This is a genomic window from Nocardia sp. NPDC052112, from assembly GCF_040680135.1.
GTDB lineage: Bacteria > Actinomycetota > Actinomycetes > Mycobacteriales > Mycobacteriaceae > Nocardia.
On record NZ_JBFAWD010000007.1, the window covers coordinates 1 to 19,762 of the forward strand.

Below are 19,762 nucleotides of genomic sequence, written 5' to 3' on the forward strand. Positions count from 1 at the left end.
GATCTTCGCCTTCGGAATGCGACCGACCACCCAACGCGTCAGCCAGTCCGGGAAGTCGGGCGGGATAGTGACAGTCACTGCGGCGCTGACCGCCCTCTCGCCCCCTCGACCAGCAACCGATACAGCACGCGTGCCGGACCACACGCGTCATCGCCACGCAACTCCACCTCGGCGAATGCCGCAACCAACGCCGCGTGCGGCTGGAAGCGGCCCTCGGCGATGCTGTTGCCGCCCAACTGGTCTCGCCACTGACGGTAGCCGCCGATGATGCGGGCCAGCGTGTCCTCGGCGTCCCAAGGGCCGTTGATGCGCCGATATTCGGTGAGCAGGGACCGCTGCGCGAGCCGCAGTATGCGCTCGTCGACCTGGCCGACCAGGATTCGCCCGAGGTCGCCGACGATCGTCGAATACATCGGTCGCTCCTCGGATCCGGGTACAGATTTCCCGGATTGTATTGCAGCGTAGACCTTTTCGCCGAATTTGGCGGGATTCGAGACGAGGGCGCGGTTGAGCAGGATCCACGACCCGGCGCTCGCCGATTCCGACCCGTCATCGCCGCGATCGCGGGTCAGCCGGGAAACCCGGTCGTCGGCCAGTTCGCCGATCTCGATCCCACCGAGAGCGATGAACGGATATTTGCCGAGAATGTTGTCGACCGCCGCGGCCAGTTGGGCGACCATCTCTCGGCCGATACCCGAGGTTTCGAAACCCACGATCCGCAGTCGGTGTCGATCGGCGAGTTCTTGGGCCGCGGTCAGTGCCGCAGCATCGGTCGGTACCGCTATCAGCACCGAGTCGGTTGATTCGCGTTTCTTCTTGCGATTCTTGTCCTCGCGTTTCGGCTTGGTTGGCCGCCCTGCACCCGACGGGTGCGGCGCGAAGACCTTTGCGGGTTGGCGTGCGCCGGTGCGTGTTCCCGACCAAGGGGTGCCCGACGGGAACCCCGGCGTTCTCGACCACGGTGTGCCCGCCGGCTTCTCGGCGAGCGCGGGCTTCTCGGCGACCGCGGGATCACCGGTCCGTGGCGTCGCGCCGGCGGACGGTGTCGCGCCGGGAGTTGCCGGGATGGAATCGTCCGTGACCGGCGATGATGCGGCCTTTTCGCCGTCTTCGGGCGAGTTTTCCTGACCGGCCGGGCTTTCCGGCTCGGTCTGCGATGTGTTCGAATCCGGGTACCCGGGCTGCTGACCCGCGGGCGTGGGGCCGCCGCTCGGGTTGTAGCCGGTGGTCCCCGGTTGCGGGTAGGTACTCGGGCTGGTGTTCGGCTGGGTGGACGAGGTGGGATTCGAATCGCCCGACTGTGTCGGCGTCGTGTTCCCGTTATCCGCGTTCGACCCGGAATCGGTGGTGGGCGAACTGGTTCGGGGCGTATCGGTACCGCTCGAGGCCGTGTCGGGCGCAACGGAGACCGGCTGATCCGAGCCGGTGGAGCTGATCTGTTGGCCGCCTTCCTGATCCTGGTCTTTGAGCGCGTCTGCGGCCTCGCTGACGCCCTTGCTCAACTCGCGCAGATTGTCGACCAGGTTCTGGTACCCCTCGAGCCCCTTCTTCGCCTGTGGCTCATAGCTATCGGCGACCATTCGCCCCGGCTCGTCGTCACCCCACGGCTTGCCCTCATGGTTCAGGGTGTTTTTGAGCTCGGCGAGATCTTGGCGTGCGGATTCGGCGACTTCGGCGAGTTGGGTGACGAGCGCATGGAGGCGGTCGGGATCGATATGCAACGACTGGCCCATACCCGGTCACCCTTCAGACCTCACCAGCGAAACCGAGGAGGCGATTTGCCTGGCGAGGCATTCTACTGCGGGCGCTGCCCATCTTCTTCCCGATGTTGGGAATAGTCGCGGGTTTGCTCATCGCGCGGCTTGCGCAAGTGTGGTGCACCGAGCACCAGATCGGGCAGGTCGGGCATTGCGTGGACGGCCGCGGCAACCGGTGCCAGGAGCTGTGTGGTCTGTTCCCGCATGCTACGGGCTGCCTCGCGCCCGGCCTCGGTGACCGAGCGGCCCAACTTTTCCGGGGTACTACGTGCGGCATTCGCGGCGAACCGCACGTCGATGACGACACCGGAGTTGTCGACGGTCACCTCCACGAGGCCGTCGGCCGAGGTCGCGGTGGCCCGTGCGGTGTCCAACTTCGGCTGGACCTCGTCCCGTTTGGTACGTTGCTCGGCGAGTGCGTCGAGAATGTATTCGACCTGATTGCGCATCCCGAAGTTGGCTGAGCGCAAGCCTTCTCGTTCCCAACGATCCATGACTACCTTCCTTCGGTCCGGATCAGCCGTGGCGCGCGGCGTATCGGCGTTCGAAGTCGGCGATGTAGACCGGCGGATCGATGGATGTCGACGACTGCTCGAACAGACCGTCGTCGCCGAGATAGAAGATCGCCCGATCCGTCGCGACCATCCCCGCGGGCACGGGCACATGCACCATCCAGCCGACACTGAATCGTTCGGCGGTGAGCTGGTCGAGCGGATATCCCGTGGTGTCCAGTACGCGCCCGATGATGTAATCGCGCACCCGGGAGATCGCCTCCTCGGCGGGCATCGGTTCCGGCATCGGCGGCGCCAATCCGGCCAGCGAGTATTGGTAGAGCGCGCCGTCGATATCGAATCGGTCGTCCGCGCCGAAAATCGTGAGCAGTTCCTGCCGCGTGACCCTGCCGGTCTCGGCCGCGGCCAGCAGCGCGGCAATCGCTTCCCGCGCACCAGGATTCGGCTCCCCGCCGAGCAGATCGGCGACAATATCCACCACCGTTTCCCTGGTCCACACCCCCGGCACCGCCACGGCACAATCCTCCGCCGACGGTGACACCCCGCGATACCAGCGCCCGGCCTCCCACCAGTAGCAGAACGACAGCAGACCCGATGCGGCGCGCGGGTCGAGCACTGGATCGGCCACCCATTCCGGTGCGCCGGCATAGAGATTCGGCATCGGCTCGCCGCCGTTGTAGACCGCGTCCAGGGTCGGGGCATTCCACACCCCGCCCGAAAGCACTGCCCGTCCGGCGGGGAGCGCATGCAGCGTCGCGCCGTCCAATGCCGCGCCTTCGAACACTCCCGTCCACGGCTCCATGCGCGGACCGTGCTCCGACCGGGCGGCGACGAACGCTGCGGCGATCGTCGTCCAGCGCGCCCACATATGCGGGAACGGAGGAAATTCGTATTCCGCCAGCGTCGCCCACACCTGGCGGGATCGATTGCCACGCGCTTGGGCGGCGGCCTGTTGCGGAGTGCGTCGTTGCCGGTCGCCGTGGCCGATGTAGGCGCCCAACCACACCGGTATCTTGCGCGGATATGCCTCGAGGTCGGCGCGATAGGCCTCCGGAGCGAACAGCTGCCCAGGCGGGAACGGCTGCTCGCCGTAGTCGTAATCGATCTCGATCGCGCCGGATTCGGCCAGCAGGACCAGCATGCGCCACCACGGTCCGCCATCGGATCGGGCCGTGAGCATCCGTAGTTCCCGGACAAGCGCCAGGACCGACTCCGGAGGTGATAGCGGAACAACCTGATCGCCGACGGAGTACGCGAGTTGCCCGACCTCACCCGCCACCGTGACCGCGAACACCGCATCCGCCTGCTGCCAGCCCGTTGGTCCGAGTGCTTTCAGCGCGTCGGCGAGCCGCTGCTCGGCGGCTGAGCTGCCGGGTTCGTCCACCGAGCAGTCCTCCTCGATCCAGCGCGATAAACCTGATATTGGCTGTTCATTGTCAGGCCTTCCCACAGCTGGGACTGTTGTGACGCTGTCAGTCCGGCAGGCCACGCGATTCGGTCGGCGGCATCTCATGCACGACCCATCGTGACGATGGTGAACCGCGGCCGGAAAGGACCGCGGATCCCGCAGCGCCAACGATCGCGGACACCCTTATTCGCTTACGACTCAGTCGGCCGAAACCTCGCTACGGTCGCCACTCCACAGCGTGTGGTACTTGCCCGGTGCGTCGATGCGCTCGTAGGTGTGGGCGCCGAAGAAGTCGCGTTGGCCCTGGGTGAGTGCGGCCGGGAGCCGTTCGGCGCGCAGGGCGTCGTAGTAGGACAGCGAGGACGCGAACGCGGGCACCGGGATGCCGAGCAGGGTGGCGGTGGCGACCACGCGGCGCCAGCTGTCGATGGCGGTCTCGATGGCCTCGCGGAAGTACGGTGCGAGGATCAGGCTCGGCAGTGCCGGGTTCTGGTCGTAGGCCTCTTTGATCCGGTTGAGGAACCGGGCCCGGATGATGCAGCCGCCACGCCAAATGGTGGCCAGATCGCCGGGGTGCAGGTCCCAGTTGTATTCGGCACTGCCCGCGGCGATCTGATCGAAGCCCTGGGCGTAGGCGACGATCTTCGACGCGTAGAGCGCTTGGCGGATGTCCTCGGTGAATTGCGCGGTGTCGGTGGGTTTTTCGCCGAGCTTGCCCGCGGCCAGACCGACCGCGGCCCGGCGTTGGGCCCGCGAACCCGACAGCGCCCGCGCGAAGACCGCCTCGGCGATGCCGGTGACCGGGATACCCAGATCGAGTGCGGACTTCACCGTCCAGCGACCGGTGCCCTTCTGCTCGGCCGCGTCGACGATGACATCGACCAGTGGCTGCCCCGTCTTCGCGTCGACCTGCTCGAGTACCTCGGCGGTGATCTCGACGAGGTAGCTTTCCAGTTCACCGGAGTTCCACTGGGTGAACACGTCGGCGATCTGCTTGGCGTCCAGGCCCAGTGCGTCGCGGAACAGGTGGTAGGCCTCGCCGATGAGTTGCATATCGGCGTATTCGATGCCGTTGTGCACCATCTTGACGAAGTGTCCGGAGCCGTCGGGGCCGATATGGGTGCAGCACGGTGTGCCATCGACCTGCGCCGCAACCGATTCCAGCAGCGGACCGAGGGATTCGTAGGACTTTTTGGGGCCGCCGGGCATGATCGAGGGACCGTTGAGCGCGCCCTCCTCACCACCGGAGATGCCCGCGCCGACGAAGTTCAACCCACGCGCGGCCATGGCGGCCTCGCGGCGGATGGTGTCGGTGTAGAGCGCGTTGCCGCCGTCGATGATGATGTCGCCGGGCTCCATCGCGTCGGCGAGTTCTTCGATGACGGCATCGGTCGGATCGCCCGCCTTGACCATGATCAGTACCCGGCGCGGCTTCTCCAGCGCCGCGACGAACTCCTCGATCGTCTCGGTGCGCACGAAGTCGCCGTCGCCACCGTGCTCGGCCAGCAGTGCGTCGGTCTTGGCGATGCTGCGGTTGTGCAATGCCACCGTGTAGCCGTGCTTGGCGAAGTTCCGGGCGATATTGCTACCCATGACCGCCAGGCCGGTAACCCCGATCTGTGCGGATGCCGTTGCGGACGCCATATATCAGCCCTCTCCGTTCGGTGTTGTCACCTACCGCAAGCAGCCTACAGAGTGTCTTCCAACCCTTTGAGGGCTGGTGAACACCGTCCTTCTCGGACGTCCTCGACTGACACTGGTGCGGTGTTTCCGCATCACCAGGACCGGTTTCACCCACACGGACGTGTGGGTCAGTGCCTTCCTGTCGGCAGACATTGATGACCGGGGCTCGTGCTGCGGGCTCCTGGACCTGGGTGCTGTGACGATGTTGTTCCCGGATTTCTTCCACCGGTTGAAATAGTTGATTCAGATCGCCCCCCGACCGCGGCACCGGCACCGACGCGTCGGTTCGGCGAGCGGTCAACGCCGACTCCACAGCGCGCAGGTACCGATCGAACGCAAACCGCGGCGCACCGGCATGGCTTGGCGGCACCGCTCGCTGCTCGACCGGGGGCCGCGATGTTGTGTGCGATCAGCAGCACGACCGTGTCGTCGGGACGGTTGCCCAGCGTCGGCTTTCGGTATTCAGTGGCACCATCGGATGCTGCTCGATCCGCACGCGCTGTCCTGCCTCCTCGACTTCTCACCGGGCACAACGGTCACCGATGAGCGTTCGCGCCCATCGGCGACCAGGTTCCAGATAGCGCTGCCGGGCCTCGGCGAACAGTTGCACGCTGGCAGGCCCCGGCCAATTGTGCGGCAGCATTTCGTCGGGTAGGCCCGGATCGATATAGGGGATGATCCGCCACTCGTCGAGCATCAAGGTGAAGTGTGCGAAGGCATTTCGGCGGCTGCTGTCGAGGTCGAGGATTCCGCGGTGCTTTTCGTAGAAGGCTCGGTGTCTGGCCGCGAGGTCGTCGAGATCCCACCATTGTGCGGCGGCCTCGCGCAGGGTGCCGGGTACGGTGGGCTCGGTGGCGCGAAACGAGGTCACGTAGTTGTCGAGGTCCAGGGCCGTCACAATGGCGGCTGCCTCGGCCGCGAGGTACTCCGGGTAGATCCACAGACCCGCCGAGACGGCGCCGCAGCCGATCGCGGACAGTCGGCGCCGAAGCTGGTGTCGCGCGGCGCGCTCGGACTCCGGAATGCCGTAGGACAGCAGCCGCCACGCATCGCCCGAGGTCATCCGGCGGAACCCGAAGATTCGTCGGTCGCCGCGGGCGAACATGGCCAGCGCGGCGTCGGTAAGTCCGTAACCCGCACGCCCGCTGCGGCTTTCGGGGTACAGCACACCTCTGCTCTTCAAACGCGTGATCGCGGTGCGCGTGCTCGGTGCCGGAATGCCGAGCACGGCAAGCAGCTCGGTGAAATCCGCCACCGCGATCCATCCGCCGAGGTCGCGGACATATGCGCCGAGCACCGTTCGGGTAAGCGAGGTCGCGCTGCCAGGACGTGCATCGAAGTCGTCGAGCACCGCGGCTGCGAACGGCCGTTGGTCAGTGGTCATCGCGTGTCGGGTATCCCTTCGAGGTCGCGGACGTATGCGCCGAGCGTCGGGTGGGTGGGGCGGTCGTGCTGCCGGGGCGTGCTCGATGTCGTCGAGCACCGCATCCGCGAGCACGGCTATCGGTGAGTGGTCATCGTGTGACGGGCATTCCGATAAGTGAGGCGATGGTCGTCGGCAGCGCGCGTCGAGCCGGCGTCCGGCTCCGATCGCGATTCGGGCGTCAGTGTCCGGTCCAGGTACGCACGGCGAACAGTTCCGGGAAGTAGGTGTGCTCGAGTGCGCGCTGCAGGAACCCGGCTCCGCTGGATCCGCCGGTCCCGCCTCGCCTTCCGATGACGCGCAGCACGGTTCGCAGGTGCCGGAACCGCCACAGCTGGAAGTTCTCCTCCAGGTCGACCAGCTCCTCGAATGTCTCGTAAACGGACCAATGTTCTTCTGGCGCTTCGTAAATCGACTGCACCAGGGCCAACAATTCGGGGTCGAGCGTATGGGCCTCGGTGACATCCCGTTTCAGCGTCGAGCGTGGCACCGCGAGCCCGGTGCGGGCCAGGTGGTGCCAGAATGCGTCGTAGAGGGTCGGTTCGCCCAATAGTGTGGCCAGTAGTTCATGCGCCGCGGGATCGGATTCGAACACCCGAAGTACGGCGGCGTTCTTATTGCCGAGAGCGAACTCGATGGCCCGGTACTGATAGGACTGGAACCCGGACGAGTTCCCCAGAAAGTCGCGGAACTGCGCGTATTCGGTGGGCGTCAGCGTCGCGAGCACGGACCACTGCTCGGTCAGCGTCTTCTGGATATGTTTCACCCGTGCAATGCATTTGAGCGCGACACCGATGTCGTCGGCGTCGAAGGCCGTACGCGCGGCACGCAATTCGTGCAGTACCAGCTTCAGCCACAGCTCGGTGGTCTGGTGCTGAATGATGAACAGCAGCTCATCGTGCTGCTCCGGGCGGCTGACCGGATGCTGCGCGCCCAGCAGGGTGTCGAGGTCCAGGTACGCGCCGTAGCTCATGCGAGAGCTGAAATCGGTGACGATATTCCGTTCGAGTGCGTCACGTCGGATGGTCATCAGCGGCTCCGTTCTCCTGTGGCGCCCGATTTACCGTATTACATGAACGTGACGCTCACTATGATTGTGTCATATGCCGATCGGGTGCGGCGACATCCGTCGCACCGAGGCTGGCCAGCAGGCGCAGGTTGTCGTGCGATTCGCTGCCGGGTTCCGCGGAGAGGATGACAAGTTCGGTGCCGGTTTCCTCCGGCAGCGCGAAGTTCTCCTGATGTAGGTCCAGGGTGCCGACCAAGGGATGGATGAAGGCCTTGCGGCCGTGGGTCCGCGAGCGGACGTCCGCGCGCGCCCACAGCTTGCGGAACCGGTCGCTGTGCACGGCGAGTTCCCCGATCAGTGCCGACAGTTTCGGATCGTCGGGATACTTGCCCGCCGCGAGGCGCAGGTGTCCGACGACATCGCGAGTGCAGACCTCCCATTGGGCGTACAGCGAGCGCGCGCCGCAGTCGTCCAAGAAGATGTGGCGAGCGATGTTCAGGCCCTTCATCGGGCTGTGTCCGTACAGCAGTTCCGCGAGCCGATTGCCCGCCATCACCTCGAGGCGGTGATCGACGATGAAAGCGGGTGCGTCGGGGATCAGGTCCAGCACCCGCCGCAACTCCGGGCGGATGCGGACATTCGGCACCGACTTCGCCGGGCGCAGAGGACGGCGGGCCAGCCGGTGCAGATGCTCGCGTTCCACCTCGGCGAGGCCGAGCACCCGGGCCAGCGCATCGAGGACCTGCGCGGATGGCTGCCGGGCCCGCCCCTGCTCCAAGCGCACGTAATAGTCGACGCTCACCCCGGACAGATGTGCGACCTCCTCCCGGCGCAAGCCGGCCACCCGGCGGCGCGAATCGGTCGCAATGCCGACGGATCCGGGATCCACCAGGGACCGCCGCGTGCGTAGGAAGTCGCTGAGCTCGTCCATCCCTCCAGTATTGCCACGATTTCGCGGGGCGAGGGTGGTCCTGCCGATACCAGGAAGTCCCGTCCGATGGAAGAAGCGTCCCTGAACGGTGGCCGCGGCGATGCCGAATATCGAATACATCCGATCCGAAGGAGCAGCAAATGCGGACACTCATCGTCCACGCCCACCCAGAACCGCGGTCACTCAACGGCGCGCTCAAGGATATCGCGGTGACCACCCTGCGTGAGGCTGGGCACGAGGTGCAGATCAGCGACCTGTACGCGATGCGATGGAAGTCGGCGGTCGACGCCGATGATTACGGCGCTACGAGCGGCCCACTGCGCGTGGCCGCAGCCTCCGGCCGCGCGTACGACAGCGGTACACTCACCGCCGATATCGCGGCCGAGCAGGAGAAACTGCTCTGGGCCGATACCGTGATCTTCCAGTTCCCGCTGTGGTGGTACTCGATGCCCGCAATCCTCAAGGGCTGGGTCGACCGGGTCTTCACCTACCACTTCGCCTATGGCGTAGGCGAACACAGCGAGACCCGCTATGGCGACCGCTACGGCGAGGGCACCCTCGCGGGCAAGCGAGCCATGCTGTCGGTGACGATCGGCGGCCGCGAACCGCATTACAGCGACCGCGGCATCAACGGCCCCATCGACGATCTCCTCTTCCCGATCCAGCACGGCATCTTCTACTACCCCGGCATGGACGTGCTGCCCCCATTCGTGACCTACGGCACGGATCGCCTTTCCCCCGAAGACTTCACCGACACCGCGAAGGCCTGGGAGCAGCGCCTCCTGTCGATCGAACAGACCGACCCGATCGCCTTCCGCACCCAGAACGGCGGCGACTACGAACTGCCCGCCCTGCGCCTTCGTGAGGGTCTGGAAGCCAAGGGCCGCAAGGGTTTCGGGCTACATATTCGTGCCTGATCGGACCGTCTGTGGCACGCGGGGGCGCGATCGGCGAGGACCGTGGCGATTTCGCCCCCGCGTGGACTGCCGACGCTCTGGTAGCAGTCGAGCGCGGCATGGTAGGACACCGCGGCGATACCCGCTCGTCGAATGCCCATGCGGTGAGAGCCCGCGACCGCGCGCGGTGCGACAGCCCGGCAGCGCGCGGTCCGCTATGTCAGGTGGCTGAGAATCGTTGTGGCGATATCGATTCCGAGCGCGCAGGTGTCGACGATGGGGGCGGTATCGCTGCCCGCACCTGCGATGGCGACCTCGACGTTGAACGATCCCCCGCCCGTTGCGGCGACGGTAACGGTGCAGCCCGCCTCCTTGCCGTTCGGGAGGGACTCGCGGATCTGGACGGCTCGATGTTGCGCCACCGTTATCGCCGTCGCACCCGGGGCGGGCGGCAGCGGTGTCGTCAGATCGGATGACGGGTGGGGGTAGAAACTGAATCCCGTGGTGGGTGTCGTCCAGAAGCATCCACCCGCGGCGCCGGGTTGTTCGGCGCCGGGGCGGGTGACCGAGAATCCGGCGGTATCCGCGGCATCGAGGGCATTGCAGGGGTGAGTTGCGAGTTCGGCGAAGGTGTGTGGCGTGCTGCTGGTCGGGCTCGCCGCCGTCGAGCTGCTGCTCGGCGATGCGGGTGAGCTCGGGTCGTGGGTATCGCAACTGGTTGTGCCGAGCAGCATGAGCAGCCCGATGGTGGCGAATGCAAGATGACGTGAATGATCGAACATGACCGGCTCCCTCCCTGAGCGCTGACGCGACCGATCCTATGCGGGGCGAGCCCGCGATGGCGTTCGCGCGGACAGGATCCGTGCTCCCGCGCACGTAGTCGCAGGGCGAAAAGGTGCGTGGCGCGCAAATCGGTACGCGGGAGCCATCAGATACGGCAGGTGACTCCGGCACGGCGCTGTGTGACACCGAGCGAGGGATTCTCCTGACGTTCGCCTGACGATGTCCAGGGCTGGACACCGGATCATCATGCGACAGCGGCGGCAAACGCCGAGATCCCCTTCACCAGCGCATCTCGGCGGGGTAGGCGGCTGGGGATTCAGAGTTTGCGGGCTCGGGCTGGGGTGAGGAGGGGGTGGGCGAAGTGGTAGATCTGTTCTGCGGCATCGAATTCCAGGGTCACCGCTGCGGCGGGAGAGTCGGCCCATTCTGCGGGGACCGGTGTGCCGGGCCAGGTGTGGCCGCTGCCGAATGCTGTCCATGCGGTGACCTGGGTGCCGCCGACGCCGTTGGTCATCGTGTGGCGGCTCGAGTGTTCGGTGGTGATCGTGCCGCCGTCGTGGGTGCAGCGGTTGAGCGTCTGCCAGTGCTTGGTGGTTTCGAGCAATCCCAGTGTGCGGCCGCGAGGTTCGCCATGGGGGCCGCGGTGGCGCGAGTGGCCGCCGGTGATCGGTTGAATCGGGTCGGCGTCGCCGTTGATGAGCATTGCCGACACGGCGTGGGTTGGGCGGATATCGAGCAATGCCGCGGGAAAGCCACCGGCGACCGCCGCGAATACCGGGACTCGTTCGGCGGCTGCCAGTGCGAATCGGTGCGACATGAACGCGCCATTGGACATACCGACGACGAGGGTTCGATCCGGCATGGTGCCGAGCCGGTCGGCGCACCAATCGATCACCGCGTGCAGGAACGACACATCGTCCACCCCGGCCTCATCGGCCGTCGTGACACCCCGCCCATCGGCCCAGCAGCCACCGTGACCATTGGGATAGGCGACGGCAATGCCCCATTCGTCGGCATGGGCGGCAAAACTGGTCCAGTCGTACATGATCGGCCGGGTATACGTCCGCGGGCTGCCCGAGTGATTGCCGTGCAGCACCAACACCAACGGCGCATCCTGCCCGCGCGGCCTACGCACGGCGAAACCGCGCACGAGTCCGTCAACGGCCAACTCACCGGTCACCAATTCGTCGCTCACCAGCACCGGTATACCGCCCCAACCACTACATCGGCCAGATGCCGAGCTTCTCGAGCTATGCCAGCGCAGTGCCGGGTTCGATGCACGCCACCGACTCGATGGCGCCCTGGTGATGCCCCGGTCACTCTTGCCACGTGGTGACATCCGTGTGCCGAAGCCGTCCCGCAGCTGCCGCATTGCTTCACCTCGGCGCAATCCGAACTCTGATCATTGATCCACCGCCGCAATCGCCATTCGTAGCTCGCGATGAAGAGCACTGCTCGGTTCACGCATCGATCAGATGCGCGGCGCGGCGCTGCGCCCAGCGCGTGATCGGTCCGCTGCAGACTCCGGCGGTGAGGAGTATGCCGCCGAGCAGTATCCATCCGGCCGGGCCCCGATCGATGCAGATCACGCTGAGCAAAGCTGGGGCAGCGGCGATGAAGACTCCGGTGCCCATGCCGAAGATTCCTTGATAGCGCCCTTGTGCGTGAGCTGGTGCCAGCGCGAAACTCACTTCGAATTCGCCTGCGGCCTGGCCGATTTCGCCCAACGTGTGTACTGTCACCGCGAGCGTCAACGCCAGCGCGGCGAATACCGGCGAGACCGCGCCGCTGACGCAGAACAGCAAGCAACCCAGCGCCAGCAGGACAGCGGCCCGGCGGGTGATCGCAATCGCGTCGGCGATCGAATCGACGCGGCGGCCCGCTGGCACCTGGAGACACACGACCAGCGCGGTGTTCGTCAGCAGCAGCGGCGAGACCAGCCAGGCCGCAGCAGCGGTGTGGGTGACGATCCACAGCGGCAGCGCCACGGTCAGCACCGCATACTGCAGGGACAGCACGCCATACACCGCGGTGACGGCGAGGAACGGCAGGTCCGACCGGCTGGGGCGCACGCTGTGGTCGCGGTCGCGGTCGCGGTCGCGGTCGCTGCGCGGCGGCGGAGACTGTCGCGGAATCCGAGCGATAATCAGCGCGGTGAGCAGAAAACTCGCGGCATCGACGAGGATCAGCGCCAAATATGCTGTGCGGGTATCGGATCGGATGGCCAGGCCCGCACCGGCGGCACCCAGCGCCACGCCGATATTGGTCACGGATCGCAGATAGCCACGCAGACGCGCGCGTTCCGGCCCGCCGACCCGTGCGATCAGCGCGCCACGCACCGCTCTGCTGCCCTGTTCGGCGCTGCCGACCACGGCCGCGACCACCACGAATGCCGCGAAGCTGTGGACCAGGGCAAGACTGCCGGTGGCCAGCGCCTCGGCGCTCAGCGTGACCAGATAGACCTCGCGCGCACCGAAGCGGTCGGCGAGGTGGCCCATGGCGGGTCCCGCGCCGAGACCGGTCACGCCCGCGATGGTCAGTCCCGTCCCCACCTCGGTGCCGCTCAGCCCCACCGACCGGGTCAGAAACAGCACCGCACCGGCCAGATACAGGCCGTTGCCGATGGCGGTGATCAGTATCGCGCAGGCCAGCGTCCGGGCGGGTCCGCTCACCACAGAACCATGGCGTCCGCCGGTCGGGGACACGGCAGATCCGCCCACTGATCCGGCGGAATATCGGCGAGTGCGCCGATGAGCGCCATCGCCGTATTCGCGTGCGTGACCACAACCAACCGACCAGTGGTGCGGGGCCGCTCGGCACAATGCTCGAACAGCACGGGAACGGCCCGCCGCGCCACCGCGACAAGTCCTTCCCTGCCGTCGAACGCCCCGATGTCGCCGGCGAGCCAGCGGGCGTAGCCATCGCGGTTGGTACTGGCGATCCGGGTTCGGGTGCGACCTTCCCACGATCCGAGCGATTCCTCGCGCAGCCCGCTGCTGAAGGTGATTCGGCGCGGGTCGAACCCGGCGGCGCCGGCGATTGCTTCGGCGGTCTGCTGCGCGCGGGTCAGGTCGCTGCTGAGGATGTGCTCCGGGACCGGTCGCCGAAGTGCCCGGCCGAGTTCGGCCGCGCGGGTCCGCCCCTCGGCCGACAGCGGGATATCGGTGTGACCGCTGAATCGCCCTGCTCGTGACCATTCGGTCGGGCCGTGCCTGGCTATGACGATCTCCCAGTCAGGTGCGGCCACCGGACCCGCCCGAGACATCGATGGAACTGCCGGTCACGTACGAGCAGATCGGCGAAAGCAGCAGTGCCGCAACCGGTGCCACCTCTTGCGGTGTGCCGAAGCGCCCGAGCAGTACACCTCGGCGGCTCGCCTCTGCCGCGCACCAGTCCGCGAAGGGCTCATCCGCTCCGGAGGCGAGATACCGAGCGCGCTGGCGGTCGGTGGCGATCGCACCCAGGCTGATCGCGTTGACGAGAATGCCGGATGACGCCAGTTCGACGGCCAGTGACCGAGTCAGGTTGGCCACGGCGGCGCGCATCGCGCTGACGGCGGCCATATCCGCCTCGGGTGCGTGCGCGGTGACACCGTTGACGACCACGACCCGTCCGGCATCCGACGCGCGCAGCGCGGGCAGTGCCGAGGTGACCAGATTCAGCACCGAACCCACCTTCACCTGGAATTGGTTGTGCCACTCCGGCTCCGGTGTCGTGAGCACTCCGCCGGAGACGCCCGCACCCGCATTGGCCAGCACACCGTCGAGCCGTCCGAATCGTTCGAGAGCCTGACCGACGGCATGTTCGAGGGCGGCTGTATCCCGAACGTCGGCGGTGTGGGTCAGCAGCCGATCGGAGTGGTCTGGTGGTAGGGCGACACGCATTTGCTCCAGCGCCGCAACGTCTCTGGCACAGGTCGCGACCACAGCACCCTCGGCGAGCAGCAGCGTCACCACGGCGCGTCCGATGCCGCGGCTACCGCCCGTGACGTAGTAGGCGCGTCCGGCCAGTCCGAGATCCATCGCGGGTCAGCACCGTCCCTGCGCGGGTGCCAGGTGTTCGTCCAGCCACGCGATGACCGAGTCGTACACGCCGCGCACACCGGCATGGTCGTCGTGGGCCAGCAGCGCATCGAACACATAATCCGACACCTTCGCGGCTCGCCCTGGCCGGTCATCCGGATGGTTGTGGAAGCGCAGGACGCCGGGCAGATCGCAGCGCAGGCCACGCGGGACTGGTTGCGGGGACCGCGGCACCACGATATCCCCATAGCAGCGGCCGGATTCGGGCACTGCGCGCTCGACCGCCACGTCGATGCCTGCCTGCCCGAGACAGGAAGCCTGTTCCAGATCGATACCGAGCGCCGCGTTGGCGATCAGGTCGAGATTGCCGCCGCCGGTGCGGCAAGCGATCTCGCAGAGCACCGGGCCGTAGCCGGGGTGATCGAAGAGTTCACAATGAAAACTCATGGTCTCCTCGGGAGCGGGCAGTGCGCGCAGCAGCCGGGCGAGGTAATCGCGGGCCGCCGCGCCACGCGGATCGTCGGCGTCGAGCTGCAGAATGCCATGCGGTGCCAGGTCGACCAGCGAGTGCAGGCAGGTCCGCGTGTAGGCCCCGACCATTACCGCCTGGACCTGTCCGGATCGCATCAATCCGTCCACCGAAAGCATCGGGGCCGCAACCCATTCCTCGACGAGGTAGTCGGTGGGCTCGTCACCCGACAGCGCGCGGGCCCGCACCCAGGACTCCATCGCGGTCCGGTCGCGCAGCGCGACCACGCCGACCGATCCCGACCCGTCGACCGGTTTGACCACCACACCGTCGGGGTGGCTGTCCGCGAAGTCCATCAGGGTGGAAACCGAATCGACGAGCGCGTGGTCCGGCACGCGCAGCCCAGCCCGGCCCGCGAGTGATTTCATGAGGGACTTATCTCGAAATGCGATTGCCGAAGCCAGGCTCTGGCCCGGAATATCGAGGTGGGCGCGCAACTCGGCGGCTCGGACGAGATCACATTCGCTCAGCGCGACAATCCGGTCGAAGGGCTGTTCGGCGTGTTCGTCCACCACCGCTTGATCGACAGCTCGATTGAGCTTCCAATTCGGGAAGAGCCGAGGTGCGGCCGAGTATCCATGTGTCTCGGCGAGAAAGGTACGACTCGCGGGCGTATCCTCCGCGAAAAGGGTTGTCTGGACACCGAATTCCGATAACCAACGGTCGTAGCGATGCGTGCTCAGCGGCTTCTTCGACAGCACGGCCACCCGGCGCGGGCGCTCGCGGATCAATTCCGCCACCGCGCCACCTCGGTCCACCAGCGCGTCGTCTCGCGGATTCGTTCCCGAACCTGGTCGGCGGTGTCGGCGTACACCGCGACCGCCGCCGCCGAATGTGCGGCGTACTCCGGTCCATGCGCGAAAGTGCCTGAGGCCATCTGCAATTCGAGGTCGGTCCCGGCAACCGGACAGGCGTCCGATGGCGGCTCGAATCGCCCGTGTCCGGGTGGGAAGAGCACCCAGCCACCGGCGCGCCGCGGCGCTGCGGGTTGATGCGTCAGTTCGAGGCCCAGTCCACACTGCCCGCGCAGATTCTCCCGGGACAGATGCACCCCGAACGCTTCCCGATAGATGCGTGCGATGAGAGCACCGCCGGTCCGCGAGGCGACCTCGCAGAGCACCGGCTTGCCATGCGCCGGTAGCCATGCCTCCAGGTGAAAGCTCGTCGGGAACGCTGGATTCGGCAATGCGCGATGGACATCGGCGGCAAAGTGTTGCAGCAGCTCCGTTCGCGGGTCGTCGGGGGCGAGCAGAACACTCGACAACTCGGACTCTCTCAGCGCCGCTTCGGCATTGCCGCTGCTGTACTGGCTCGGCCAGCAGTGCACCACCGCCCCGTCCGCGATAATGCCGTCCACATGGAAGAACTCGCCGTCGACGTATTCCTCGGCAATCCACCGGCCGCAACGCTGTGGTGCCGCGGGCAATGCGCCCGATGCCAGGAATGCGGTGACATCGCCTCCGTCGCGCAGGATGCGCACCCCGATGGACGCGGAGCCGCGACGCGGCTTCACCACGACGGGCAATCCGGCCTCCTCGACGAACTCGATCAGATCGGTGGGCCGATCGATGGCCCGCCGCCGGGGGACAGCTACTCCGGCCCGCGCCGCCGTATCCTTCATGATCAGCTTGTCGCGATAGGCGTGTGCGGATTCCAGTGTCTGCCCAGGCAATCCGAGCCGACCGCGCAGCCGTGCGCTGCGCAGCACGTCATCCTCACTCGAACTGGCGATGAGACCGACTCGATATTCGCGCGCCGCGCATTCGGCCAGCCACTCGGTGGACCACGATCGGTAATCCGAGACGGTCCGGCAGTCGCGAAACCGGTCGCGCACATCGGCGCCGATATTCGCCAACGCCGCGGGCACGGTGATGAGAACGGTGTCGGTCACGACCTCCGGAAGCCACTCGTGCAGCGGGCGCTCGCCGAGCGGTTTGCGCGAGAGGAGCAAGATCCGCTGCGGCGCGGGCTCATTCGACATCGACGACAGCGAGCGGCAACCGCATCGCGGGCTTCCACTCGGGCGCGGGGTTGACCACGCCGGTCGGGGACGACCAGTTCAACCGGGCCGGGCACGATGCGACACCGTGGGCGTCCATAATCCGCGGATACAACTCACGGCGACGCTGCACGCACGCGAGCAGGCCACCGTCCTCGGGAAACCAGCTGCCCAGGTATTCGTCGGAGAAATTGCACACCAGCGCGTGGCCGCAGGGCTCACAGTAGATCTTGGCCACATTGGCGCAATCCTTGACCGTGAATCCCAGATTCCGTGCCGGCGGATAGCAGGAGACGGTCACCTCCGGACCGCCGGGCTGTTGGATTTCGTCGTAGAGCTCTTCCATGATTCCGGTGAACCGATCGAACAGTACCGAGGGGCTCAGGCTCAGTTCGGTCTGATTGGCCGCCGCGAGTCCGGACGGAATCCAGGGCTTGATCTGCACGACATCGACACCGATCTCGCGCATGATGCGATAGATCTTCGGTGCCTCGTCGAAGTTGTGCTTGCCGAGTCCGATTCGCACGAACACCCACAGTCCGGCCGCCTTGGCCAGCCCGATATTGCGCAGAATCAGGTCGGCATCACCGGATTTCGAGCCCTTCATCAGGGCCGCCAGCCGAGCGGAGTCGGCGGTGTTGTAGGTCACCTTCACCCCGGACAATTTCATATCGACCAGTCGGGCGATCCGCTTCTCGTCCAGCAAGGTGCCATTGGTCACCAGTCGCGTGGTGATGCCGCGTTCGCCGAGCGGGCGGAAGACCTCCTCGACGAGATCCAGCGCCATCAGCGGCTCACCGCCGGTGCCATAGACCGCCTCGGGCCGTTCCGGCTCGGTGGGCGAATCGATCCAGTCGAACAGCGACTGCGCGAAGCGACCGGCATCCAACGGATTCAACCGCTTCCCGATGTAGTCCTCGTTCACACAGAAGATGCACGACCGATTGCAGCCATCGAGAAATTTGACTTCGACACCGTCGACGGGAAGGTAGCCGGCCAAGTCGGTCTGCGGGAAATTCTCGACCCGGAACTTGCGGTATCTGTCCCGCTCGGCGGCCATCACGACATCTCCTGTCCTGGAGTCGATTTCGCAATCTGCCCGAACCGGCAACACGCTAGGGCGATGCGGCGCAAAAGTATTGGGGCAGGCCCTTTTCGAGCCAGGAGAGATTGTGCGTCATCGGACGGCCGCGGGCTCTTCCCCGCAGTGAGAACTCGATGCGGCGGGCTCGCCGCTCAGTTGTTCTGTGGGAAGCCGAGGTTCAGGCCGCCGTGGCTGGGATCGAGTGCGGTAGCACGCGCGCTCGGATTGCGCTTCAGTGGAATCGGACGGACGGAATGCCACAGCCGCCCAAGTAGCTCCGGGTGCGCTGCGCGATCGGGAACGGAACGCCGGGCGCACACGGGTACAGGTCCTGCTCGACGATCGCGAAGATGTCCACGTCGAGTTCTTCGATCCGCGCGAGCAGTGGCGGCATTTCCGGAATGCCATGCGGCGGTTCGATCATCGCGCCGAGCTTGACGGCCTCGCCGAACGGCAGATCCTCGGCCTCCACCTTCGCGATCACCGCCGGGTCCACCTGTTTGAGATGCAGGTAGCCGATGCGGTCCGGATGTGCCTCGATGATGGCGAGATTGTCACCGCCGCAATAGGCGATATGACCGGTATCCAGGCACAGGTTGACGTATTCCGGATCGGTGTCGGACAGGAACCGGAAGACCTCGTCCTGCGTGCCGATGTGGCTGTCCGCATGCGGGTGGTACTGCAGCCGCACACCGTATTCCTCGAACATGGCCTTGCCCAGCCGATCGATTTCGCCGGTCTTGCGCCGCCACGCGTCGCGGCTCAACTCGCGGTCCTCCAGCGCCGCGCCGGTCGACGGGTCGCGCCACATTTCCGGGATCACCACGACATGACGGCCCCCGACGGCCGCGGTCAGCGCGGCGACATCGGCGACCTGGTCCCAGACCGCCTGCCAGGAGCCGGGCCGATGGAGATGTTCGAAAACCGTACCGGCCGACAAGGACAGCCCGCGAGCCTGCAGTGCGTCGCGCAACTCGTTCGGATCGGTCGGCAGAAATCCATAGGGCCCCAGTTCGATCCACTGGTACCCGGCCGCGGCCACCTCATCCAGGAACTGGGTGGCGCCGACCTGATCGGGGTCGCTCGGAAACCATACGCCCCAGGAGTCGGGTGCGGACCCGACCCGGATTACCGATGCGCGCTCACCCGTCGTCTTGCCATCGCCCCTCGTCGAATCGCTGCGCGATGCTGTGCTCATTGCAGATCCCTTTCGGTGTCGGTCGGTCGGGTGAACGGACGCTGGATCTGTTTCCAGGCGTCGTAGACCGCGCGGGCGGCGCGGGTAGAGCCGAGGCTCGAGGTGGCGGCGACGGGCACGTCCCACCACGATTTGCTATCGGGGGCACCGATTTTCGGATCGGTCTCGACATGGATGACCGTGGTGTGCGAGTCGGCCTCGGCCGCCTTCAGCGCGGCCGCGAATTCGTCGGCGGTGTGCACCCGCAATACCTCGACACCGAGGCTGGCGACATTTGCGGCCAGGTCGACCGGCAGCACATCACCGGCGAGGCGGCCGGTATTGTCACGGAACTGGTAGTCGGTGCCGAACCGCTGTGAGCCGAGTGCCTCCGACAGCGAGCCGATGGAGGCGAAGCCGTGGTTCTGCACGAGCACCACGATCAGCTTGATGCCCTCCTGCACGGCGGTGACCAGTTCGGTGGCCATCATCGAATAGCTGCCGTCGCCGACCATCACGATGACATCGCGGTCCAGATGCACTGTTTTT

General features: G+C 66.4%; 17 protein-coding genes and 1 pseudogene. 1 reads left to right on the plus strand and 17 read right to left on the minus strand.

Annotated elements, in window-relative coordinates:
• Positions 1-74 precede the first annotated feature (74 nt).
• The 7 genes from AB0L58_RS15005 to AB0L58_RS15035 form a co-directional block, all read right to left on the minus strand.
• Positions 75-1,733 (minus strand): hypothetical protein, encoded by a 1,659-nt coding sequence (locus AB0L58_RS15005; protein WP_364386723.1) that lies wholly within the window; start codon positions 1,731-1,733, stop codon positions 75-77.
• Positions 1,734-1,795: 62 nt separating this feature from the next.
• Positions 1,796-2,251 (minus strand): YbaB/EbfC family nucleoid-associated protein, encoded by a 456-nt coding sequence (locus tag AB0L58_RS15010; RefSeq protein WP_364386725.1) that lies wholly within the window; start codon positions 2,249-2,251, stop codon positions 1,796-1,798.
• 22 nt (positions 2,252-2,273) lie between these two features.
• Entirely contained in the window at positions 2,274-3,653 is a 1,380-nt protein-coding gene (locus AB0L58_RS15015) for a hypothetical protein (RefSeq protein WP_364386727.1), read from the minus strand.
• Positions 3,654-3,875: 222 nt separating this feature from the next.
• Entirely contained in the window at positions 3,876-5,321 is a 1,446-nt protein-coding gene (gene gndA / locus AB0L58_RS15020) for an NADP-dependent phosphogluconate dehydrogenase (RefSeq protein ID WP_364386729.1), read from the minus strand.
• 559 nt (positions 5,322-5,880) lie between these two features.
• Positions 5,881-6,744, minus strand: a complete 864-nt coding sequence (locus AB0L58_RS15025; protein ID WP_364386732.1) for a PaaX family transcriptional regulator C-terminal domain-containing protein — start codon at positions 6,742-6,744, stop codon at positions 5,881-5,883.
• Between the two features lie 220 nt (positions 6,745-6,964).
• On the minus strand, positions 6,965-7,813 hold the full coding sequence (locus tag AB0L58_RS15030) for a tryptophan 2,3-dioxygenase family protein (RefSeq protein WP_364386734.1): 849 nt from the start codon (positions 7,811-7,813) through the stop codon (positions 6,965-6,967).
• 58 nt (positions 7,814-7,871) lie between these two features.
• Positions 7,872-8,723, minus strand: a complete 852-nt coding sequence (locus tag AB0L58_RS15035; protein ID WP_364386736.1) for a helix-turn-helix transcriptional regulator — start codon at positions 8,721-8,723, stop codon at positions 7,872-7,874.
• A 140-nt stretch (positions 8,724-8,863) separates the two neighbouring features.
• Here AB0L58_RS15035 and AB0L58_RS15040 point away from each other — a divergent pair, with 140 nt between their 5' ends.
• Entirely contained in the window at positions 8,864-9,640 is a 777-nt protein-coding gene (locus tag AB0L58_RS15040; protein ID WP_364386738.1) for an NAD(P)H-dependent oxidoreductase, read from the plus strand.
• A gap of 194 nt (positions 9,641-9,834) precedes the next feature.
• Here the strand turns inward: AB0L58_RS15040 and AB0L58_RS15045 are convergent, their stop codons facing one another.
• From AB0L58_RS15045 to AB0L58_RS15090, 10 genes and pseudogenes are all read right to left on the minus strand, one after another.
• On the minus strand, positions 9,835-10,401 hold the full coding sequence (locus AB0L58_RS15045) for a DUF3558 family protein (protein ID WP_364386740.1): 567 nt from the start codon (positions 10,399-10,401) through the stop codon (positions 9,835-9,837).
• 317 nt (positions 10,402-10,718) lie between these two features.
• Positions 10,719-11,597, minus strand: a complete 879-nt coding sequence (locus tag AB0L58_RS15050; protein ID WP_364386742.1) for a hypothetical protein — start codon at positions 11,595-11,597, stop codon at positions 10,719-10,721.
• 265 nt (positions 11,598-11,862) lie between these two features.
• Positions 11,863-13,074 (minus strand): MFS transporter, encoded by a 1,212-nt coding sequence (locus AB0L58_RS15055; RefSeq protein ID WP_364386744.1) that lies wholly within the window; start codon positions 13,072-13,074, stop codon positions 11,863-11,865.
• Positions 13,071-13,649, minus strand: coding sequence for a histidine phosphatase family protein (locus AB0L58_RS15060; protein ID WP_364386746.1), 579 nt, complete (start codon positions 13,647-13,649; stop codon positions 13,071-13,073). Before AB0L58_RS15060 ends, AB0L58_RS15055 begins: the two co-directional genes overlap by 4 nt.
• A complete protein-coding gene (locus AB0L58_RS15065) occupies positions 13,636-14,424 on the minus strand; it encodes an SDR family oxidoreductase (protein ID WP_364386748.1) in 789 nt (262 codons plus the stop codon). The genes AB0L58_RS15060 and AB0L58_RS15065 overlap by 14 nt, the downstream gene beginning before the upstream one ends.
• A gap of 6 nt (positions 14,425-14,430) precedes the next feature.
• The gene (locus tag AB0L58_RS15070) at positions 14,431-15,693 is read right to left on the minus strand and encodes a hypothetical protein (protein ID WP_364386750.1); all 1,263 of its coding nucleotides are present in this window, start codon (positions 15,691-15,693) and stop codon (positions 14,431-14,433) included.
• The gene (locus AB0L58_RS15075) at positions 15,681-16,934 is read right to left on the minus strand and encodes a hypothetical protein (RefSeq protein ID WP_364386752.1); all 1,254 of its coding nucleotides are present in this window, start codon (positions 16,932-16,934) and stop codon (positions 15,681-15,683) included. The genes AB0L58_RS15070 and AB0L58_RS15075 overlap by 13 nt, the downstream gene beginning before the upstream one ends.
• Complete coding sequence (locus tag AB0L58_RS15080; RefSeq protein WP_364386754.1) at positions 16,924-18,012, minus strand: radical SAM protein; 1,089 nt, start codon at positions 18,010-18,012, stop codon at positions 16,924-16,926. Before AB0L58_RS15080 ends, AB0L58_RS15075 begins: the two co-directional genes overlap by 11 nt.
• Positions 18,013-18,268: 256 nt before the next feature.
• Positions 18,269-19,234: a sugar phosphate isomerase/epimerase gene (locus AB0L58_RS15085; protein WP_364386756.1), complete on the minus strand. Its 966-nt coding sequence runs from the start codon at positions 19,232-19,234 to the stop codon at positions 18,269-18,271.
• A pseudogene (locus tag AB0L58_RS15090) lies at positions 19,231-19,746 on the minus strand (thiamine pyrophosphate-dependent enzyme); the annotation flags it as partial. The pseudogene AB0L58_RS15090 and the gene AB0L58_RS15085, both read right to left, overlap by 4 nt.
• Between the last annotated feature and the right edge of the window lie 16 nt (positions 19,747-19,762).